Here is a 19,808-nt window from a genome sequence, read left to right on the forward strand (position 1 = left end):
ATCTCATAAGGGTCTAATAATTGGTGACGCCTCATCTGCGCATGAATAAAAACCGACCTGTTTATTTATAGAAAATCTATATTAATTTGATTCGTATCCTTGCAAGTGCATTTATATTTTCCTACTTTTAGATTGCTTAAGTCCATATGTGTGGAAAATACGTCTGTCCTGTGCCGGATTCGTATCGGTACAAGTCGGAAAAACCAAAAGAGAAGTACTGATTATTGACCATTTACAGGCTCTTAATATGTACTGTGTAAATAGACCGTAGTCTATGTACCCCTTCTTGGTTTTTAATGTTTTGAAACACTACTCGGGGGGACAAAGCTTGTTCTTTATCAGTACGCGTAGCGCTGGGTAGCAGTCTCGACCTTGGGTCGCATGCTGTACATTAGTGTGGGTGAAAGACTCTTGTGTCGTCATAGTTTATAAAATTTGGTTACACATTTTAAGAATCTCGAGGAAGAAAAGTGGAGCTATATAAAAAGAGGTAAGCCCCGCTATCTTCGACTGAATATGAGGTACGACGAATAACCCATGACGCAGTTTCAAATAGGGAGGCTTACCCCTTCACTTTGTAAAAATACAAAAAGAATGGGGGTTCGCAAACCCTACGTCTCGCGTCATTGAAATTTCGTCGTTTCCATATCCGAGACTCGACCAGATTAACTGATCTAGAACAAAGGTAACAATAGAAATAATAATATGCAACAAATTTCTCTTAAATAAATGAAAGAGCCGGAAATTGACCCCAGAAAAAAAGAATACATCTTAAAATTCGTTACAGCATTAATAGAGTTCATTAAGGCTAATGATATTGAGGTCTGTAGTGTATCTAAAAAAATAGATGAAATTGAAGCGTTATTCAAGGGAAAAAAATATTTATTCGGAAAGTTATTTTATAACCTATACAAAGAGTATGGTTTTGACTTAAATTCATTTTGCAAAAGTGTTTTTATTGCATCTAAAGCTAAAATGATAATATCTTCAACGGATTCCACTAATCGATTAACTCTGCTTCTTAGTCCATTTCTAAACTCACAAAAAACCTTTTACGCTTCGGCAGACATAGAAAAAACCAGATTTAGCAGGATATTAAAACTTGGGAGATTAGACGAAATATATGCAGACGAAGTTTACGGAATCGCAGTAGCCATCGGCGTAGAACCATTGGTTCTTTTTGAACATTTTTTTGAGGAAGCGAAGCATACAACTTATGATCTGGCATTAAAGATACTAGAGCTATATGTCCCGAAAGAAGAAGATCAACCACAAAAAGATACAATAAAAGATACAATAAACTTATCTCCTAATCAAGAAAGAATTCTACAAGAGATCATCAAGAATAAATACACGACTGTCGAAAAGCTATCGGCGGCAGTCGGTATTAATTCCGCTAACATTCAGAAAAATATAAAGAAGCTAAAAGATGCCGGTCTAATAAAACACATCGGCCCCACGAAAGGTGGCCACTGGGAGGTGGTCGATAAGGGCAAAAAAGAATAATATGAAGTCGGTGTAAATAATATTTAAAATTGGCCAATTTAGAAAAACCTTATGGATGTAAAATTTATTGACGCTTCGTCTTGGCAAGAAACTTTTTGGTTTCAAAGTGGGGGGACACGCGAAAAACATATCTTGCAAGATGAAAACGATGACCTGTGGTTCTTCAAACGTTCTGAACGCAAAGCGGGAAAGAACAACCAAGAGAAATATTATAAAGACGAATTCTGGTCTGAAATCATAGCCTATCAAATAGGGACACTACTCAAACTCAATGTGCTAAGATATGATGTGGCAACAAGTAAGGGAGAGATAGGCTGTATCAGTCGGTCTATGATAAAACGGGACAATGAGCAACTCGTCGAAGTAGGGAGATATATGGTCACTTTCAATCCGCAGTTTATCCCAGAAAAAAATGAAACTAGAAATGAATACACTTACCAGCTTCTTGAAAATACATTACAGCATTTCGCCTTAGGGAAATATAAACGGGATTTTATACAGACATTGATTTTCGATGCGTTAATCGGTAACTCTGACCGACATCAAGAGAACTGGGCTTTCATATCTGACTCGTTCAATTCAGAAGAAGATGTTGATATAGAACCCATGCTCGCAAGAATACAAAAGGAAGGTGATTTCAAATATAATGAAGCTTTAATAAATAGAGAATTTGAACTAAGAAAGTTGAACATAAGAGAGATGGCACCGATTTATGATAGCGGGAGCTCATTAGGTCGCGAACTTACTGAAGATAAAATCAATAAGATGTTGAAAGATAACCAAATGATGGAGGCCTATATTCGCAGAGGTACTTCGGAGCTACACGGGGGAGATAAACGTAAGATTCAACATTTTGATTTAATACGTCAATTTAAACAATCGGTAGACAAAGACGAATTTGAACGTACAACAGTATTCTTAAACAACTGGGACTTGCAGAAAGTAGATGAAATTATAAACAATATAGACAATGTACTGCCAGAAAAGCATTCGTTTTACAAATTATCCGCCTCTAGGAAAGAGTTGATATTAAAATTGCTAACTTTGCGGTACAAAACAATAACAACTATTATCAATGAGTGAGTTTTCAAAAATATATCTTGCATGGCGTAAGGGATCTGGATCCCGTAGGCATATTGTTGGACTTTTGGAAAGAGACACCGATAATAATATTACATTCCGATATCTCCCCGAAGCCAAAACTTTAAAATCAACAGAAGGTTTTATCCCTTATGTGGAATTTCAAAACTTGGATAAGGTATATGATATCAACGTACTTTCCATATTTGCCCATAGACTCATAAAAACGGATCGTCCAGACGCTCAACGGATTTTGGATTTCTGGGAAGTATCTGCTGAAAAAGTAGATGATAAATTTTACCTGTTAGGTAAAACGCAAGGGTTAACGGCAACGGATAACTTCGAATTCTTAGCGGAGTACCAAGATGGTGATGACCTTTCTTTTTTAACAGATCTCTCGGGGCTCTCTCATTACCAGATCCCAAAAGATTTTGTAAAAAATGGCGACTCATTACAGTATGCTCTTGAAAAAGATAACGTATACGATCCCGAGGCGGTATTGGTCAGCTTTAACGGGACCAAACTGGGGTATATAAAAAAGGTGCACTGTAGAATTTTTAAAAACGCTGACAACCTGAACCTTACCGTAAAAGCTCTCGAACAAAATGGCGTGATTAGGAAAATATTTATAAAGATATCAACGTAAACAAAGCAGCATTCAACAAATGCTGCTTTGTTTTTTACACGCACGTCGGTCTTACATCTATACCGATGGTTATTAGCCTAATCTTGCTCTAGCAGCTTAGAGCATCCTAATTATATACTTGCCCCTTCACACGGAAGGGAAGAAATAGAAAACGGGATGCTAATACAAGCTACGTGAATATCGGCGATGCACCGGCAGATGAAAACAAAGGGGCTTAAACAACTAAAGATGGAAGATAAAATTGAATTCAGGGGCGCTCCAAAAAATGGAGGATATTGGATAAAGGAGTGATACGTCACCACCGAAGCAGACAAGGAAGTACTTAGGCTAAAACTAGAATAAAAGGAAGAAGATTATTAAATACACTGATCCATGCTTTCAAACAAACAACCCATATTAAAATAGAATATGAACAAAACCTATAACATTTATTGTGATGAAAGCTGCCACCTAGAAAACTCCTTCATTTAACAGAAAAAACATTACTCCTACGCCTCTAGATGGATTAACGACAATGGAAACATTATTTAACCATTTGACAACAAAAAAAGAATACGCGGATAAACCTGCAAGAGTATTTGACAGAGGTAGAAGTGTCAGATTACACTGGGTACGACACCATTTAGAGGTTAGAAAGAAAGAAAATATGTTGCATTTTACAGTTAAAGAACCCGAAGGGTTCCGAACTTACATTTATGATCGAGATGAGGAGTATGTGGTGGTACTAGAGCCTTTAAGAAATGGAATTTCTTATTATCTACTTTCGGCCTATAAGTTAGAAGGAAAAGATGCACAACGTAATAAAATAGAACGAAAATACAAAAGAAGATGGTCAGAAACTTTGTAAAAGCAGAAAACGCATAACTTCTTGGCTATGCGTTTTCCGATTTCCTTCTTTCGGCCATGTAAACAAGCATTGAAAGATGAACTCGTATACAAATATAGGCACTTTTATTTATATAATGAAATCGCTAAGCTATTAATGCGACAAAAACTCATTTCAGCAATTCAAAAAACAACAAGAATAATGAAGAATTATTCGCATTTGGAATATGCGCTCTTGCAAAGATATCAGGAATTCTTCCCAGCCAACTCTTCGAATACTTTTACGGAGAAGGCGAGCGCCCTATCATAGGTTTGGTATCACCTGTAGAAGGGAAGAAAGAAAAATAAAACCGGTAAGTTTCTAAAAAACAAACTATTAACCAAAAACATTTTGTTAATTTAATTTATCTTACTATATTTGTACTAACGGTACTCGTACTGCTTCCCATAAGAACAGCATGCGGGTCTTTTTTATTTTATAACCAAATTATACTTAAATGTCTGGAAAGATACCGTTGACTGTTCATGATCAGCTCGCCTTATTACAAGAACGTAATATGCAGTTCCGAAATATCGATACGGCCCCACATTTCTTAAGCAATATAAGCTATTACAGACTAAAAGGCTACTAGTGGGAAATGCAAGAGGACAAGGTGCTTCATACTTTCAAAAATGGATCCTTTTTTGAAGATGTGATTGATCTTTACAATTTTGACCGACATTTTCGATTATTAGTTTTTAACGCTATTGAACGGATTGAAATTTCCTTAAGAACAAAATTGATCTATCATTTATCGTTATCTCATGGAGCAGAATGGTATTTAATGCCGTCTTTATTCCGAAACAAAAAAGAGCACATTAAATTTTTGTCAAAATTACTGAATGACATGTGCCAAAGCAGTGAGGAGTTTATGGTAAAGCATTACCTAAATCATCCAAACGATTATCCAGAAGCATGGAAAGGATTAGAGGTTGTGACTCTGGGGACATTATCAAAACTATTTGATAACTTAGCAATGCAACTTCCAGAAAAATCTAAAATAGCAAATGAATTTGGCCTAAGCAGTACTAGAGATTTTTCAAGCTGGTTAAGAACCATAACATTAGTACGTAACCTCATAGCCCACCATAGCAGACTATGGAATAGGTCACTTATAATTAAATACGCATGGCCTAATAATCTTTCTGACACTGTTCTTAATTACATACCGAATGAAGATAGGAAAAAAAAGATTTTCCCAATCCTTTGCGCTATGCTATATATGAACGACAAAATATCTACTGGTCACTCCCTAAAAAAGGAACTTATTGAACTAATTGAAAATTTTCGTAATACTCCTCTTTGGAAAATGGGTTTCCCAAAGGAATGGCTTGATCAGCCTCTTTTCTCACAATTAAAGCCCAATAACTAGCTCGAGATGACCAGTTTTTCAAAGGTGATGCTATCAAGTTCACTAAAGATTTTGGACGAGGTTTTTCGCAAAGGAACATTGAACAAATGAGGCAGTTTTACCTAGTATATTCAAAAACGCAGACAGTGTCTGCGCAATCTGTAGACGGAGAGTCAAAACTTGCTGAATTTGGCTTAAATTGGTCACACTGCTTGAAGCTGATGAGGACGGGAAAATATGCAGATTGACGGATATCGCATAACGCTCTATATAGGTCTGGAGCCACCTGCGGAAGAGAAAACAGTTTAACACCAGATATTCCAAAGTTAAATATCAGATATTCCAAAATGACACCGGTCTACTGACTCATTTACTACAAATCAGAGAGCAGGAGGAATTGGCAACGAATAGATTCAAAGGCAATATCTTTGAAAATTTTGTAATTGCCAATTTTCAAAAATTTAATGAAAACAGCTATCAGCATCTTCAATATTATTTTTGGCAGAACCATAACGGTATAGAGCTTGACCTTTTGCTCAAGAATGCCAGTGATTTTGAGGTGTATTAGATAAAATCCACACACAATAAGCGCACCCTTATTTAAAAACTTAAAGCATTTCGCTGAATTGGCTGATCCTCAAATCGTAATACCTTATTTGATCTATGGTGGTGAAGAAAGCTTGATACGTAGCGGTGTGCAGGTATTGCCCTGGAAAATGACGGTAAACTGTATATAGTAATGTCTTTCAAATTTTTTGATGGTAAAGATTGAAATCGTAGCTGTAACCATCGCAAGAGTGCTTGCATGTAACAAGATAAAAAACGCCTAAAGCGGGTCGCTTCAGGCGTTTTCTTTATATTTCCTCTATAAAAATTTAAATGGAGGAGTGGAATTTATGTAGGTCTGAGAAGAAAGGAATTAAATTTTTCCAAACACTTTTGCTAACTCTTCATGAAGTTTTTCTCCTTTGATATTGATAGCTACGATATTTCCCTGAGGATCTACCAGGTAATTTTGAGGGACAGCTCTTACGCCATACAACACCGCAGCCTCATTGCTCCAGCCTTTTAAGTCAGCGACATGTACCCAAGGCATGCCATCATCATTAATTGCCTTTAACCAGGCTGATCTGCTACGTCCGTCATCCAGTGATACAGCTAATATATCTAAGCCTTTATCCTTGTATTTATTATAGGCGACCAAGAGGTTGGGATTTTCGGCACGGCATGGTCCACACCAACTCGCCCAAAAATCGATCAGGACGTAACGTCCTTTAAAATCAGACACCTTTATCGGCTTTCCATCGACATCTGGCTGTGAAAAATCCGGTGCTTTGCTGCCGACTTTTATGCTTTTATCCGCCCAGATACGCGCCTCGAGCTGCTTTGCCACTGCCAGCTGCCGCACCTCTTTGGAGAGGCCTAAAAAGACAGGCTCGATCTCCGACAGTTTGCGTTTATTAGCCACGTCGACTAAAGCATCGACCGAAAAAATCGAGGTTGGATTTTTTTGTGCAAAAGTAAATTCTTTACTACGCCGTGCTTCAAACTTTGCCTCATACTTGTCGTGAATGGATTTATATTGTTGTTGGGCATCAGTTGCATCTGCTTTAACAGCGGCGAACTCTTTATTGGCTCCATCTATAATATCCATGAAACCTCCCCCTATTTCAGCTAAATAAGCTACGTAAGCCTTGTGCAATGACGAGCCGGTAATGTCTGCCGTCCGTAAGGAGTCTTTAAGACTGAAATTATAGGTCTCATTACCTAGGTAAAAATACAGACGATCCCCGATATCCTGTACCATAGGTTTACCTTTTCCCTCGGGGTCAAATACCATCCGCGAATACATCGGCTCGTCGACACTGCCTTTAAAAGAAAATTTGCCATCTGTAATACTGCTGGAATCGGATAAGACAAAACCATCTTTACTGTAATCGAGATAGATTTTCTTTCCGTTAAATTGTTTTGGTGCTGTTCCTTTAATCATAAAACCACCTTCTTGTGCTGTCAAAGCTAAGGGTAGAAAAGCCGTCAGGGCAATTATTAATTTAAAAATATTCATTTCTGTTTGTGTTATTATTTACGTGATGCGACATCTATAGGTTGCCCTGGGATACCGCTGATTTTTTTGATAAGATTTCCGTTTTTTCCGGCCTGTACGTCTAAGTAATGTAAACCGTTATCTGCCCCGACGATCAAAGTATTATCGTCATCATCAACTTTTAATAGGGTAACTGTACCTGAAAAACTGGCTTCCAGAAGTGATGTCTGTTGATTGATCGGATTGTAACGATATACTTTGTTTTGCACGGCCATATAGATATTTCCATTTCTTGTCGCTACCAGAGGGGTATTTTCATGGATCCATTCCGGATGCTGGAATACTCGCTTATGCCCGGAAGTGAATGTGAACGGACCGTTAAAATTTACATTGAATTTCAACTCAAACACTTGACCCGTGCCATCTTTCATAAAGGCGTAAGTGTCGCTATTGTTGATCTGTACTATTTTTAACAAATCCAGGCCTACGTTTGCGGGGTTAAAGACTTCGGGGTTAATGCTCGTGTACTGTGACCCGAAATAGGTTGGTGCGCCGTATACGTTAATGCGTACAAACTGTTTTTTGTTTTTTTCAAAAGCGATCATACTGTAACTCCCATTGACAGTGCTCATAACAAACTGCGGTGATAGCTCATAGTCGCCCTCGGCGTAAGTTCCAAACATACCATAGGTATTGGATTGATCCCAGGTAGAGGTGGTACCGCCGTAAAACTTGCCGTTTACTATTCCCATCATGACACCTTGAGGGTGATTTACAATGGATCCTACATCGATGGTAGAAGGTGCCAAGAAAAAATTGTCCTGCAATGTCCCTGGTTTAATCTCTTCCTTCTTCAGGTTATTGACGTCGAGTCGGACACCATCCGTTTTGCTTATAATCCAATACGCCAGCGGCGTATTTCCCGTAAATTGATTACTCAGAAAGAAAATACCTAGCGGAGAAGCTGGTAGTTGCTCCCGATTGATAGCTTCGTATATATTGGGCTGAACAGTGCCATCTTCTTTTATGAAGCTAAGCTTAGTGGTACCCTGATCGTCACTGAGTACGAGCGTGCCTTTGGAAAACTCTGTTCGGCCCTGAATAATAAAGCTATGGAAATATTTCATTCCATTTGCTGTATTTGTAACGGTTAATCTTGCTCTATAACGTTTAGCCTGAAGCCCAAATACTATGCGCAACGATTCACCTTCATATTGGTTATCATCAGTATCTAACGCCTCTGGTACATCAATTCGCCATTCACACTGTAAATTTTGTCTATCCAGGCCTTTAATCTGGGGTGCTATTACAAGACTATCACCAACAAAGGCTTCATATAGGGTATCCAAACCACTCACCTCGGGTGCTATAGGCATATCAATTTGATAATTTCCCTTATCCTTATAACAACCTATGCATAAAAACGTAACTAATAATATGCTTATCAATTTGATCATTATCTAACCTCCTTTCCTTGTTCGTCCATAAAATAGTACTTACCGGAGCCGGTATTGAGCTTTAATTTGATAACCCGCCCTGGATTATCTTTGTGGTAAAAATCATAATCCTCGTTCTCGGAGCTTTTGGTGAGGACATACCCTTTTTCGGGATGGGTAGTTACCCATCGAAAAGGATCGTTAAGCATCTGGGTAAGCAGATTGGCAAAATACAGGTTTTTGGGCGCGTCAAGGCCGTCCATGCTGAGATCCCGCTGTGCGGTCACGATTAGAAATAATTGATGTTTGGTTCTGGAGTAGGCACTCATCCACATATCCCACCATATAGGCTTTTCCAGCCGTGCAGAAAGCACGACATAGGCCCGGATCAGCTTTTTATTTTCGATTCCAAAGTCATCACTTGGTTGCAGCTTTACGATCATGGTCACGGAGTTGCTTTCTAGGTCGGACGAATTATAAACAATAAGCGGAAGTGCCTGTCGGCCTGTTGCAGCGGCCAATGGGTATTGGCTTTCCAGCGCTTTGTAATGTGTGCCGGCTTGGGCAGTCGATGAATCTTGCTCTACCACGGCACGAAAATGGCGGGATGCCGCTGTACGGTGGCCCATCAAGCGTACCGGTATAAAAACTGTATCCACCGCTTTAGTCATATCGTAAGCAAAGGTGTATACCACACTATCACGCTGCGCTGATGTCAGGTCAAAATATATATTCGCTGGTTGATCGTACGTCATTAGGTTTACTTTTTGACAGGACGACATGTACAACATAAGGTATATAACCCCTAGGTAATAGTTAATTTTCTTCATTATTTTGTTATTATCGCTGTCCATAAATAATCTCATCGTCTGGCAAGGGCCATACGAAAATCTGCTGGTTGGTAGGAATAGTACGCCCCTCGAGACCTGCTATTGCGGTATTCAACCGCTTGTAGGCGAAAAACAATTGACCCTCGGCATACATTTCCTTACGGTACTCTTTAAGTAGTTCCTGTTGGAATGCCGCAGCATTAGAAACCTGGACCTTGGCGCCTATCCCCCGATGTGTACGTACTTCATCGAGATAGGACGCCGCTTTTGCCGGATCCGTTGCATAGGTACATTCTGCAGCGATATAATAGAGTTCGCTAAGTCGAATGGCTGGAGCCATCAGGTAGTGTAGATTGGCCGAAAAATTTTCGCTGAAAGCATTTCGCTTATATTTATTTATAATTGAGATGTTGTCTACGCCCGAGGTGAACCATTGTGAATACCGCATATCGGTAGCTCCTGGGCCCGACGTCTCATAAATAGCGCGTATATCGTCCTGGCTGAGATGCATACCACTATTTCCTTCGGTAAAGAAACCGCCGTTATAATCGTTGTTTAAATTGGGGATATACCAGCCAAATAGTAACTCTTTATAAAAAATACGGTCCTTCTTATTGTCATCTACAGCCATGAAATCGGTCGCATTGGTCCAAGTGAATTTTTTGGCATCTATCACCGCATTGACATTCAACAAGGCACTGGGCTTATCTCCCTTGTACAGATAGACACGGGCTAAAGAGCCGCATACGGCATAATAGTTGAGCCGGTGTCTTCTGTTCTGAAGGAAAAGACTACTGTTGCTCAGCTCTGTGTTTTTTAAGGTATCGGAAACGGTTGGATAGCCTATAACATACGATTTAGAGCGGATGGGATCGTTGGCCAAAAGTTCTTTGGCTTGTTCAAAATCTTTGATGACAGAGTCCATCACTACAGCAACGGTACTAAGTTTGGTAACTTTATTGGAGTAGCTGGTCACGTAGGGAATACCCTCGGCCTGGCTATTAACTGAAAAAGCGGGACCGAAGAGACGGAGCAAGTCAAAATGGAGATAAGCACGGAGCGCTAATGCCTCTCCCTTTATCAAACGGTAGTTATCGCCCGAAAAAATGCGCTGTTTAGCATCTATTTCTTCTAAGATCAGGTTGGCATTAACGATACCATTGTAAAGACCTTTCCAGATGTTGTCTTTGCGCTGAATAAAGTTTGCGTCGTTATATTTATAATTTTGGGTCTGTAGATAGCGGTAAGAATCGATGTTGGTAATGGTATAGTTCTGCGCTAATACCTCGGGTGTGGCGATAGTAAGTTCTTTGCCGTAAAGATCCGTACGAGAACAACGCGTATAAATACCCAACAAAGCTTCTTTGAAGCCTTCTTCGGTGGTAAATAGAATGGCTTTATCGATATCGCTTTCTGGCTGTAGGTCTAACCATTTTGAGCAAGAAGATAGCCCAAATGCCAGACAGCTTAAAATAGTACATGTTATTTTTGTAAGATGATTCATTTTCTTCATCAATTAAGTTAAATTATGCCGGTTAAAAGGATGCCTGTAAACTAATACTCATGCTCCTTGCAAACGGATATTCAATTCCCCGCTCTTGTTTTATAGAAGACCACCTAAAAATATCATTGGCTGTGGCTCCTATCCGAAGACTTGAAGCAGCAATCTTCTTCGCCAAAGTCTGTGGGACATCGTAAGAGAAGAAAAGAGATTGTAGGGCCAGTAGATTTTCAGGCATTACAAATCTGGAGGACACTCTGGTCTGTCCCAGATCTTGAATGCTTTTATAAAACGTCACATCCCCGGGATTTTTCCATTTTTCTTCTAAGACCCTTCTATCTACGTTATACCTGGGATCGGCATTCTCCACCCGGTCTACTAATGTCTGGTTATAGAGTTTGCCTCCGATCTTGCTTTGGAAATAAGCTACCAGCATGAACTGCTTGTAACGTACCGTGCCTCCCCAAAATCCTTCCAGCTTTGGCGTAGCTACCCCGACGACCTGTATATCGCGTGCGTCCCAGTCGTACGATAGACTACCATCCCGCTTGAGAAATACTTCGCGGCCATTCTCCGGATCAATACCCAATGAAGGGACTGCATAAATGGCATCCAAGGACTGCCCCTCGTTGTATCGCAATAAAGGTACACCCATTAATTCAGCTCCCTGCTGCGCATCATCCACACGGTCGTTGTAGCTTTTGAGGGCATTCGATATTTTGACTATTTTATTCTCATTGCGAACCAGATTTGCAGTTAAATTGACCGTCCAATCCGTGCTTTTGACGACTCCAAGATTGATATTCAGCTCGATACCTTTATTTTCCATATCACCTAAATTCTCTTTATACGCATTGAAACCTGTAGACGGTGCTAGGTTAATGTCGGCAAGGATATCTCTCGTAAGCTTGTGATAATATCTAGGCGAAACCAATAGGCGGTCTTCCCATAAGCCTAGGTCGATACCTACATCGGTGCTTTGGGTTTTCTGCCAAGTCAGATTTTCGTTACCGTAATTGCCCACGAAGGCCCCAATACCCGAAGAATATCGGTTACTCTGATCATAACTATATGTGGTACGCGACATATAAGGTGAAAACTGAACCGACCCCGTCAATCCGGTCGTGGCACGTAAACGCAACTGACTAATTAAACCTTTTTTAAACCAGGGCTCGCTATGGACGTTCCATCCTATTCCTAACGACCAGAAGGGCGCTATTCTATTATTCGCACCAAATTTGGAGGAACCATCTGTTCGGATAGTAGCATCCAACAGATATCTATTGTCAAAGGAATAATTGGCACTGGCAAATGTGCCGAATAAACGTGAAGCTTGTAAAAAACTGTACGGCCGTGCATTTTCGGCATATCCTTTTGCAAACCCTACGCTGTTGAATCGATCATTGGGAAATCCTATGGCTGTAAAAGATCGCTCGTCTGCACGTTCGGTACGTATATTCGCTCCTGCTACTAAATTGATATTGTTCTTTTTAAAATAACGTAACCAATTGACGCGTAAGTTGGCATCCCAATACAGCTCGTTATTGGTATAGCTCATATAACTTCCTTTTTCATCTGTCCGTGATGTTTCATACAAAAAGAAGTCATTTGCTAACGGAGACCTGAAATTATCTTCTGCATTCATGCGTTTCATCAAGCTGACCTGGCCCCGCAATCGGAGCCCCGCGCCTAGATCAAAATCGCCAGATAAATTATCCATAATCTCTGTATAACCTACCTGATGAAAACTATTCAGGGTTGCATTATAAACAGGGTTGAGCACGGCTTCGTTCTGCGCCGCGCCAGAATTGGCTACTCTCGTCCAGCGATCAATCTGTTGGAGGATATTGCCATTATCGTCGGTCATCCGATAGTAGGGGTTCATGCGGACATAACTGGAAAAACTACCGTATGGAGACTCTGTTCCTTTGACGATAGTCACCGCTAATTCGTTTTGAAAACGCAATCTGTTATTGAGGTTATAGCTAAAATTAATCCCTCCTGAATATTGGTTACGTCCTGACCCTTTCATCACGCCGGGTCTGGTTTGGTAACGCATATCGATGCCGTATCGAAACACCTCTGAACCGCCCTCGACAAATAAACCGTGTTTCTGCCCTACCGCCGTGCGTACCGGCTGGGATAACCAATAAGTATCCACACCGCCTAATACATTTGCATACTTTACATAATAAGACTCGTCCAGGAGGTCTTGTGACTGTCGTTGCAATAGTCCATCGTATAGTCCCGCTAACCTTTCATACTCCAGCTTTTCGGCTGCGTCGAGTACGTCGTAAGCGGTAAGATCGGGCATATTAATATGACTCTCATGGGTGTAAGATAGCCGAAGCTTCCCGTCTTTTGGAGCCTTGGTCGTAATGACCATCACGCCGTTGGCTGCACGGGAACCATAAATGGCCGTTGCCGCCGCATCTTTAAGCAAAGTCACGCTCTCGATACGCGACATGTCTAAATCCAGTACTTTTTGAACATTCACCTCGTAACCGTCGAGTATAAATGCTGGCATGTTAACCCTAGTTGTGACGTTGTCTCTACGTAACACTTCGTTATCTCCTGATGGTAATGATGAAGCCCCACGTACTGTGATGGTGGGTAATGTATTCGGATTCGCTCCGGCTAAATTATTATCCATAAGCTTAAAAGATGGATCAAAAACCTGTATAGCCTGCAATACGTTTTGCGGATTTACCTGTCTTAATTCCTCTCCGCTCTTGGTGATAGCTGTACCTGTGTAGGAGTCCTTTTTGATGACTTGATAGCCGGTCACGATGACTTGATCTAATGCCTTGGACTCTTCCTGCATTTGCACAACATAGTCAAACTTGTCTTGACTGATGCGTAGCCGGAATGGTTCATAGCCCACCATGCTCACCGTAAGCAATGTATTTTTAGGTACATTGCTAATGATAAACTTGCCTTCTTTATCAGCAACGGCGATAGTTTTCCCATCGTCCAGAACTGTAGCGCCCGGCAAAGGAGCGGCCCCTCTGCCAAGGATCTGCCCGCTGATGCGCTGTTGATCATTGCGTAGGGGTAAATGTCCATTATTTCTAGGCTCCACTTTCTTTTGCTCCAGAACTATGGTTTTTTCTATAATATTGTAGCCGATCTCTTGGTTGGCAAATATACGATCCAAAAAAGTACGCAAGGGCATATTTTTGGCTTCTACCGAGATAGGCTTAGCTTTATTTAACAGTTCTTTTGTTCCTAAAACTTCGAAGTCTGTTTGTTGCTTGACGATTTGAATGACTTTATTCAGCGGTACATTAGTGCCAGAAAAAGTAATGCTCTGTGCATATGTCGCATAACTAAACTGAATAAATACGACGAAATACATAAGTGTACTCAGCTTGATCACTCTTAAAAAGTAACTTAAATTCATTAATTTTGTTATGGTTAGTTAATTTATGGACCTGGGTCCAATTAAGGTTTCATCGAATCGCTATGGCCAGTATCCTAACTGTACCACCTATCAGCGGATTAGTATCGTAAGTACTTTTCCGCTTTTTTTATTTATTACTACCTTGCCCTTCACCTCCTTTCTGCTCTTTTTGAGGGGAGAGAATAAGACGTCTGCTTTCTACTATCCGGTATTCTATACCGTATATCTTTAAGATATCAAGTACACTCGATATCTTACCGTTACGGTATGTCCCTCCGAAAAATTCAATCTCAGGCATCTTGCCCTCAAATGTAATATCCACATCATACCATCTGGACAATTCTTCGATCACCTCGTTGAGATCCTTTCCATCAAAATTGAATTTACCGTACAGCCAGGCAACTTCTTGCTTAACATCAACCTCGCGCTTTGTCAACCGATTATCCTGCAATAAACTTTGTTCACCTGGCTCCAATAGGAGATTTTGATCTGTATGATTACGCTCAACCAGAACACTCCCCTCTAGGAGTGTTGTTTTGGTTAAACTACTGTTAGGGTAAGCCAAAACGTTAAAATGTGTACCTAATACCTTTATTTTCTGTTGGGCAGTATTTACGATAAAGGGCTGATTTTTATTTTTTGCTATCTCGAAATAAGCTTCACCTTGTAAGGATACTTCCCTGCGGTCGACAGCCCAAGTCGTAGGGTACTCGAGGCTACTTTCTGCATTGAGCTTCACAATAGTACCATCGGCCAAGGTAATGGTATACAGTCCGCCCCGGGGGGTCGTTATCTTAGCGAAGACTGCCGAGTTGATATCGCCCAAAGTATTTCCATTATTGTCACGGATATTTTGCTGATCAATAATAAGAGAATCGGCGCTGTCAAGGGAAATTGTCCGGCCGTCCGACAATATGATACTGGCCCTGCTTGTGGCTGGCCCATAGTCGGGTACCGCTTTCATCCCATCGGTGGGAGATTTACGGATAGTGAACAGATAAAGGCTAAAACCGCAGATGACCAGAATGACGGCTGCTGAAATATATTTATATAAGCTGGCTATTCGGGGCTTACGCGTCATTTCGCCACGGCTCAAAATTCTTTGTTGAGTACGATCATAGGCAGTTTCCAGATCAATACTATGCAGGGAAACATAGACCTCTTTCTGAAGCTGCTCATCAAAACAGCGGTTGTACATGTCGGCATTTTCAGTAGAATAATTTACCCATTGCCGTAAGTAATCTTCTTCAGCCTGCTGTAATGTACCCTGTATCTTCTTAGAAATTAAATTTCCGATATAAATGGCTTCTTGCTCGTTTTTAAACATGCTCTTATACGCTCTTTATTATACATACAGCGCCAAATTAAAATAGTACTAAAAGAAAATTGAAAAAATTAAAATTTTTCTAAGGAAAGGAAACCTAATACTAATAAGTGGAAGGTATTTTTACTAATTCGCGAGCGTAGTAGGGTCAACGCTCTTAGCTTTTGGTTTTTAACGGTCTGCACATTAATACCCATGATTTCAGCAACTTCAAGATTTGATTTGCCTTCGAGATAGGTCAATCGTATAATCTCTTGTGCCTTGTTCGGAAGCGCTTCAATGGCATGGTACAATTCAGCCATTGCTTCGACAAAAACTATTTCCTGAAGCTGACTAGGTGCTATTTGACTGTGCTCTTCATAATAAATATTAGCTCTGAGATTGCGCCTTTTTGTAGCCTCTAGGTTATTGATACCGAGCCTACGTACCGTCTGGTAAATAGCCGCTTTAAGATGGCACACACTTTCATAAGCTTTCTTGCCCTCCCATATCCGGATAAAAGCGTCTCCAGCTAAGTCTTCAGCTTCCCTAGATTCATCCACGAAAGAGCGCGCATACAGACACATACGCTTATAATAGGTATTGAAGATATACTTAAAAGCATGCTCTTCTCCTTCGAGAAAATCTTTCAATAATTGCTGCTCATCAATATATTTCATGATTCAGGGCCAAGAATTGTTTAGTTACTCCATGTAAATATAATGATTGTGTAATTGAAAACGACACGGTGCTGGAAAGATTAAGGTAAAAAACGAACAAAAATAGGGTCATTTTGAGCAGAATGCCTTCTAATTAAGTCTACACCCTCAAGCGGCAATACCAAAACAAAAGTTTTGAAATCGAAAGAGTACCGAAACAGTATTAATACTTATATTTTTATTGATAGCACGCAAGTTTAAAGCTGTACGATATAAAGAGAGTATGTTCGAGTTTATATGTGAAATCACGCCCTCCTCTATTCCGGAGTTACTGCCTATGCCGGGTATTGCGGATGATATACAGCTTGTATAATCCCGTAAAGGTGCTATATTCAGCTTATCCAGATTATCTTTTAAGGCTCGATTTTGATCAAAATCAAGGATATCCTGTTTAAGCCGAATCTTTAATTTGCCCGTTTTAAAATAATCCTGAATATTGGCACTTGACAACTCCTTCCCTGCTGTAATGGCTATTACTTCACGACAATTGTTTACCCAGACTACATGAGGCACAAGTTTATGAGGAAATACCTTATTGAATATACTATCCTCATATACGTAATCCAGACATTCCTTACTGGGGAGGTTTTCAACAATTCTCTTTAACTTATCTTCCCCTTCACTACTAGAGTAAACAATCTGAATCTTATCAGAAAATTCTTTTTGTATATGGACCGATTCTGGCATTTTATTAATACAACCACTACACCAGCTAGACCAAAAATCAAGTATAATCAGCTCCCTGTCCCGATAGTCGCGCAGCCTGATATATCCCTTCCCTTCAGGATGATTGACCACTTTGAGCGGAATATTCCATAGCGCTTCGGGAATTTGATCTCCAACTCTTAACGCTTGGATTTTGTTAAGGTCTTTGGCCTCCTGCGCCCAAGCAGAAGAAACCAAAAGACCACTAAACAACACATAAAATATATAAAGGATAGGCTGTCCTCTCCCACCCCAATTAAAATTTGTCTGATGAATGGGATTCTTTGACATCGCAAATTGCGATAGCAAAGAAGGGACGAGGCGGAAGACGCACACTTCCCTATGTTTTTACAGAACATGGTGTACTCATGCTATCAAGTGTATTGAATAGTGAACAAGCAATACAGGTAAATATTCAGATTATGCGAATATACACTCGAATAAGGGAAATGTTACTTGCCCATAAAGATGTGTTCTTACGGGTAGAACAAGTGGAAAAGCAAATGATAAAGCAGGATCAGAAAATCGAGCTGCTATTTGATTATCTAAGTAAGTTTATCGAAAAAGAAGACAGACCCAGGCAACAAGTCGGATATGAGCTTGGCAATAAAAAGTAACCCCCAGCCAGTTCATGATGGTGTGATGATTCAGTAGAAATCACGGATCGCAAGATGATGCTACAACGGTGGTGATCGCCCCATGGAGGCAAGAGAAGAAATAGGAAACGCGCAAACGAACGTATAGTTTGTAGATGTAACTTCGTTGAGCCCTTCGGGGTTCTCGACGTTCTCGACTACCTGTCCCGATTTCGGGATGACGAGGCCAACTTCAGAAGAAAACCAAAAGGAGTAAAAAGTAAAAGCCATCTGGTCTTCCCAAATGGCTTAAATATCTTCACCTGTGCCCTCTATTCCCTAGAGCTCTTCGACCTCTTGAAGACTAAGACCGGTACCTTTGGCTATATCAGCTAAAGGCAAACCCATTTTCTTGAACTCCAAAGCAATGGAGATAGCTTTTTCTCTTTCACCATCAGCTTTGCCTTTCTCGATTCCTTTCTCGATTCCTTCCTTTTTTGCTTTGTCCAGTAAATATTCCCGAGTGCCCATAATGTCGCTCCTTCCTAATTTTTCTTTAATCTCCTGTTCAAATATACTCAAAATGTGTTGGTTATCAAAATTCACATAATAAGTTAAAAAGTCATATAAACCCTGACGGGTCGCCTTATCCATATTACGTTTCATCATTTCATCATACAGATCGTGCTTGATATCTTTCAGCTGCTCGTCAGAAACCTGCTTATTAATAATCGCCAGCAGTGTAGTAAGCACTACCACAGCAAAGGGATTGCTATTAGCACGCAACACTGTTTCATCTTGGTCTATAATCTTATAGCTGTTGAAATCGTACTGAATCCTGGTACACATAAACTCTCGTATATATACCTTTGGTCGGTAACTTTTATTACCATCAGCAAGAATAGCTATTGCTGTGACAGGTACTTTGTATCGATCGTATATCTTATAGTAATATTGAAACATACGCTCGGCCAGATCGCCATTTCCTTTGCTACTCTGAATTTCAATATGGCACAAGATATATTGCTCACCACCATCCTTAAGATAAACCTTGACCAGCTTGTCCACAAAACGAACCCCTTTGCCATTCGGCTCGGGTGGAAATAATGTTTCAAATTCCTTATCCAAATAATCAAAAGGCTTACTTAGATCAAACTCTTCATCCGCATTCGGAAACATGAACTGCAAAAAATGGGAAAAAGTCTGTTCCAAAATAGACTTCCATAGAAGATCATCGACCCGCCTTACTTTTTTAGTCATAACTGTCTATCAAATGGTTACTATAACAAAGATAACAAACAAAATTTCTAAAAACTAATTATTTTAGTTTTTCACCCTCTATTTATTCTATTATAAATAGAGGCTAAAAAAACTGCTTTCGAACAGTTACATATCACTCCTCTAGCAGACGACGATATCTTGAAAAAGCCTCGGACTTCCAAAAAAAATAAACCAGCAAAATAAAAACGAGCCAACTCGAGAAGAAAAACAAAAGAGGCTAAAAAATAAAGGAGAACTATAAGCGACGGCAACGATTAGACTCCGATAGCAGGCCATGAATTACGTACGGAAGGAAAGGAAGATAGAATCGGGCACAGAAAAAGATGATGCTATCGGGCTGAAAGACAGATCGGTTTTTGAGTTCGACAAGGATGGAAAGATATGGAGATTGACGGATATCGCGTAGTACATTTTTCGAAAAATACCAGAATTAACACCTAAAAAAAGCGTTCAGGATTAACCCCAAACGCTTTTACAATATAATATCTATTCTGATAAATCTATTTATGATCCCGTATAATATGGCTTAACCTGCTCTTCAGTCAGACTAAGTTTTGTATTCA

Annotated in this window: 19 protein-coding genes; 10 read left to right on the forward strand and 9 right to left on the reverse strand. The window is 40.1% G+C overall.

What is annotated here, in order from left to right; genetic code table 11:
- Nucleotides 1–729 precede the first annotated feature (729 nt).
- The 8 genes from JKG61_RS16760 (at nt 730) to JKG61_RS23350 (ending at nt 6,016) form a co-directional block, all read left to right on the forward strand.
- Nucleotides 730–1,506: a MarR family transcriptional regulator gene (locus tag JKG61_RS16760; RefSeq protein ID WP_202104104.1), complete on the forward strand. Its 777-nt coding sequence runs from the start codon at nt 730–732 to the stop codon at nt 1,504–1,506.
- Between the two features lie 51 nt (nt 1,507–1,557).
- A complete protein-coding gene (locus JKG61_RS16765; RefSeq protein ID WP_202104105.1) occupies nt 1,558–2,589 on the forward strand; it encodes a HipA domain-containing protein in 1,032 nt (343 codons plus the stop codon).
- Nucleotides 2,582–3,232: an HIRAN domain-containing protein gene (locus tag JKG61_RS16770; protein WP_202104106.1), complete on the forward strand. Its 651-nt coding sequence runs from the start codon at nt 2,582–2,584 to the stop codon at nt 3,230–3,232. Before JKG61_RS16765 ends, JKG61_RS16770 begins: the two co-directional genes overlap by 8 nt.
- A 514-nt stretch (nt 3,233–3,746) precedes the next feature.
- On the forward strand, nt 3,747–4,079 hold the full coding sequence (locus JKG61_RS16775) for a hypothetical protein (RefSeq protein ID WP_202104107.1): 333 nt from the start codon (nt 3,747–3,749) through the stop codon (nt 4,077–4,079).
- A gap of 475 nt (nt 4,080–4,554) precedes the next feature.
- The gene (locus JKG61_RS23120) at nt 4,555–4,689 is read left to right on the forward strand and encodes a hypothetical protein (protein WP_262896210.1); all 135 of its coding nucleotides are present in this window, start codon (nt 4,555–4,557) and stop codon (nt 4,687–4,689) included.
- Between the two features lie 6 nt (nt 4,690–4,695).
- Nucleotides 4,696–5,469: an Abi family protein gene (locus JKG61_RS16780; protein WP_202104108.1), complete on the forward strand. Its 774-nt coding sequence runs from the start codon at nt 4,696–4,698 to the stop codon at nt 5,467–5,469.
- Nucleotides 5,470–5,501: 32 nt separating this feature from the next.
- Nucleotides 5,502–5,696 (forward strand): DUF1016 N-terminal domain-containing protein, encoded by a 195-nt coding sequence (locus JKG61_RS23345; protein WP_202104242.1) that lies wholly within the window; start codon nt 5,502–5,504, stop codon nt 5,694–5,696.
- 38 nt (nt 5,697–5,734) lie between these two features.
- Nucleotides 5,735–6,016: a DUF4143 domain-containing protein gene (locus tag JKG61_RS23350; protein ID WP_202104243.1), complete on the forward strand. Its 282-nt coding sequence runs from the start codon at nt 5,735–5,737 to the stop codon at nt 6,014–6,016.
- Between the two features lie 351 nt (nt 6,017–6,367).
- Here JKG61_RS23350 and JKG61_RS16795 read toward each other — a convergent pair whose 3' ends face one another.
- The 8 genes from JKG61_RS16795 to JKG61_RS16830 all read right to left on the reverse strand — a co-directional run bounded on the left by JKG61_RS16795 (nt 6,368) and on the right by JKG61_RS16830 (nt 17,680).
- Nucleotides 6,368–7,513, reverse strand: coding sequence for a TlpA disulfide reductase family protein (locus JKG61_RS16795; protein ID WP_202104109.1), 1,146 nt, complete (start codon nt 7,511–7,513; stop codon nt 6,368–6,370).
- A 14-nt stretch (nt 7,514–7,527) separates the two neighbouring features.
- Nucleotides 7,528–8,949, reverse strand: coding sequence for a PKD-like family lipoprotein (locus tag JKG61_RS16800; protein ID WP_262896211.1), 1,422 nt, complete (start codon nt 8,947–8,949; stop codon nt 7,528–7,530).
- The gene (locus tag JKG61_RS16805) at nt 8,949–9,758 is read right to left on the reverse strand and encodes a DUF4843 domain-containing protein (protein ID WP_202104111.1); all 810 of its coding nucleotides are present in this window, start codon (nt 9,756–9,758) and stop codon (nt 8,949–8,951) included. Before JKG61_RS16805 ends, JKG61_RS16800 begins: the two co-directional genes overlap by 1 nt.
- Nucleotides 9,759–9,768: 10 nt before the next feature.
- Nucleotides 9,769–11,262: a RagB/SusD family nutrient uptake outer membrane protein gene (locus JKG61_RS16810; RefSeq protein ID WP_202104112.1), complete on the reverse strand. Its 1,494-nt coding sequence runs from the start codon at nt 11,260–11,262 to the stop codon at nt 9,769–9,771.
- Nucleotides 11,263–11,293: 31 nt separating this feature from the next.
- Complete coding sequence (locus tag JKG61_RS16815; RefSeq protein ID WP_237249519.1) at nt 11,294–14,662, reverse strand: SusC/RagA family TonB-linked outer membrane protein; 3,369 nt, start codon at nt 14,660–14,662, stop codon at nt 11,294–11,296.
- A 127-nt stretch (nt 14,663–14,789) separates the two neighbouring features.
- Nucleotides 14,790–15,989 (reverse strand): FecR family protein, encoded by a 1,200-nt coding sequence (locus JKG61_RS16820; protein ID WP_202104113.1) that lies wholly within the window; start codon nt 15,987–15,989, stop codon nt 14,790–14,792.
- Nucleotides 15,990–16,057: 68 nt separating this feature from the next.
- Complete coding sequence (locus tag JKG61_RS16825; protein ID WP_202104114.1) at nt 16,058–16,645, reverse strand: RNA polymerase sigma factor; 588 nt, start codon at nt 16,643–16,645, stop codon at nt 16,058–16,060.
- Between the two features lie 147 nt (nt 16,646–16,792).
- Entirely contained in the window at nt 16,793–17,680 is an 888-nt protein-coding gene (locus JKG61_RS16830) for a TlpA family protein disulfide reductase (RefSeq protein ID WP_202104115.1), read from the reverse strand.
- Between JKG61_RS16830 and JKG61_RS16835 the strand changes: the two genes are divergently transcribed.
- Complete coding sequence (locus JKG61_RS16835; protein ID WP_202104116.1) at nt 17,674–18,006, forward strand: ORF6N domain-containing protein; 333 nt, start codon at nt 17,674–17,676, stop codon at nt 18,004–18,006. The two genes, JKG61_RS16830 and JKG61_RS16835, sit on opposite strands and share 7 nt — an antisense overlap.
- Nucleotides 18,007–18,303: 297 nt before the next feature.
- On the opposite strand, the gene JKG61_RS16840 is transcribed toward JKG61_RS16835, so the two are convergent.
- The gene (locus JKG61_RS16840; RefSeq protein ID WP_202104117.1) at nt 18,304–19,224 is read right to left on the reverse strand and encodes an RpnC/YadD family protein; all 921 of its coding nucleotides are present in this window, start codon (nt 19,222–19,224) and stop codon (nt 18,304–18,306) included.
- A gap of 295 nt (nt 19,225–19,519) precedes the next feature.
- Here JKG61_RS16840 and JKG61_RS23125 point away from each other — a divergent pair, with 295 nt between their 5' ends.
- The gene (locus JKG61_RS23125; protein WP_262896212.1) at nt 19,520–19,651 is read left to right on the forward strand and encodes a hypothetical protein; all 132 of its coding nucleotides are present in this window, start codon (nt 19,520–19,522) and stop codon (nt 19,649–19,651) included.
- The last annotated feature ends 157 nt before the right edge of the window (nt 19,652–19,808 follow it).

This window comes from Sphingobacterium faecale (assembly GCF_016746095.1).
Lineage (GTDB): Bacteria > Bacteroidota > Bacteroidia > Sphingobacteriales > Sphingobacteriaceae > Sphingobacterium > Sphingobacterium faecale.

Bases quoted from the DNA above. Each gene is read 5' to 3' on its own strand.
- JKG61_RS16760 (WP_202104104.1), top strand. From the start codon at position 730: ATGAAAGAGCCGGAAATTGACCCCAGAAAAAAAGAATACATCTTAAAA.
- JKG61_RS16765 (WP_202104105.1), top strand. From the start codon at position 1,558: ATGGATGTAAAATTTATTGACGCTTCGTCTTGGCAAGAAACTTTTTGG.
- JKG61_RS16770 (WP_202104106.1), top strand. From the start codon at position 2,582: ATGAGTGAGTTTTCAAAAATATATCTTGCATGGCGTAAGGGATCTGGA.
- JKG61_RS16775 (WP_202104107.1), top strand. From the start codon at position 3,747: ATGGAAACATTATTTAACCATTTGACAACAAAAAAAGAATACGCGGAT.
- JKG61_RS23120 (WP_262896210.1), top strand. From the start codon at position 4,555: ATGTCTGGAAAGATACCGTTGACTGTTCATGATCAGCTCGCCTTATTA.
- JKG61_RS16780 (WP_202104108.1), top strand. From the start codon at position 4,696: ATGCAAGAGGACAAGGTGCTTCATACTTTCAAAAATGGATCCTTTTTT.
- JKG61_RS16795 (WP_202104109.1), bottom strand. From the start codon at position 7,513: ATGAATATTTTTAAATTAATAATTGCCCTGACGGCTTTTCTACCCTTA.
- JKG61_RS16800 (WP_262896211.1), bottom strand. From the start codon at position 8,949: ATGATCAAATTGATAAGCATATTATTAGTTACGTTTTTATGCATAGGT.
- JKG61_RS16805 (WP_202104111.1), bottom strand. From the start codon at position 9,758: ATGAAGAAAATTAACTATTACCTAGGGGTTATATACCTTATGTTGTAC.
- JKG61_RS16810 (WP_202104112.1), bottom strand. From the start codon at position 11,262: ATGAATCATCTTACAAAAATAACATGTACTATTTTAAGCTGTCTGGCA.
- JKG61_RS16815 (WP_237249519.1), bottom strand. From the start codon at position 14,662: ATGAATTTAAGTTACTTTTTAAGAGTGATCAAGCTGAGTACACTTATG.
- JKG61_RS16820 (WP_202104113.1), bottom strand. From the start codon at position 15,989: ATGTTTAAAAACGAGCAAGAAGCCATTTATATCGGAAATTTAATTTCT.
- JKG61_RS16825 (WP_202104114.1), bottom strand. From the start codon at position 16,645: ATGAAATATATTGATGAGCAGCAATTATTGAAAGATTTTCTCGAAGGA.
- JKG61_RS16830 (WP_202104115.1), bottom strand. From the start codon at position 17,680: ATGTCAAAGAATCCCATTCATCAGACAAATTTTAATTGGGGTGGGAGA.
- JKG61_RS16840 (WP_202104117.1), bottom strand. From the start codon at position 19,224: ATGACTAAAAAAGTAAGGCGGGTCGATGATCTTCTATGGAAGTCTATT.
- JKG61_RS23125 (WP_262896212.1), top strand. From the start codon at position 19,520: ATGAATTACGTACGGAAGGAAAGGAAGATAGAATCGGGCACAGAAAAA.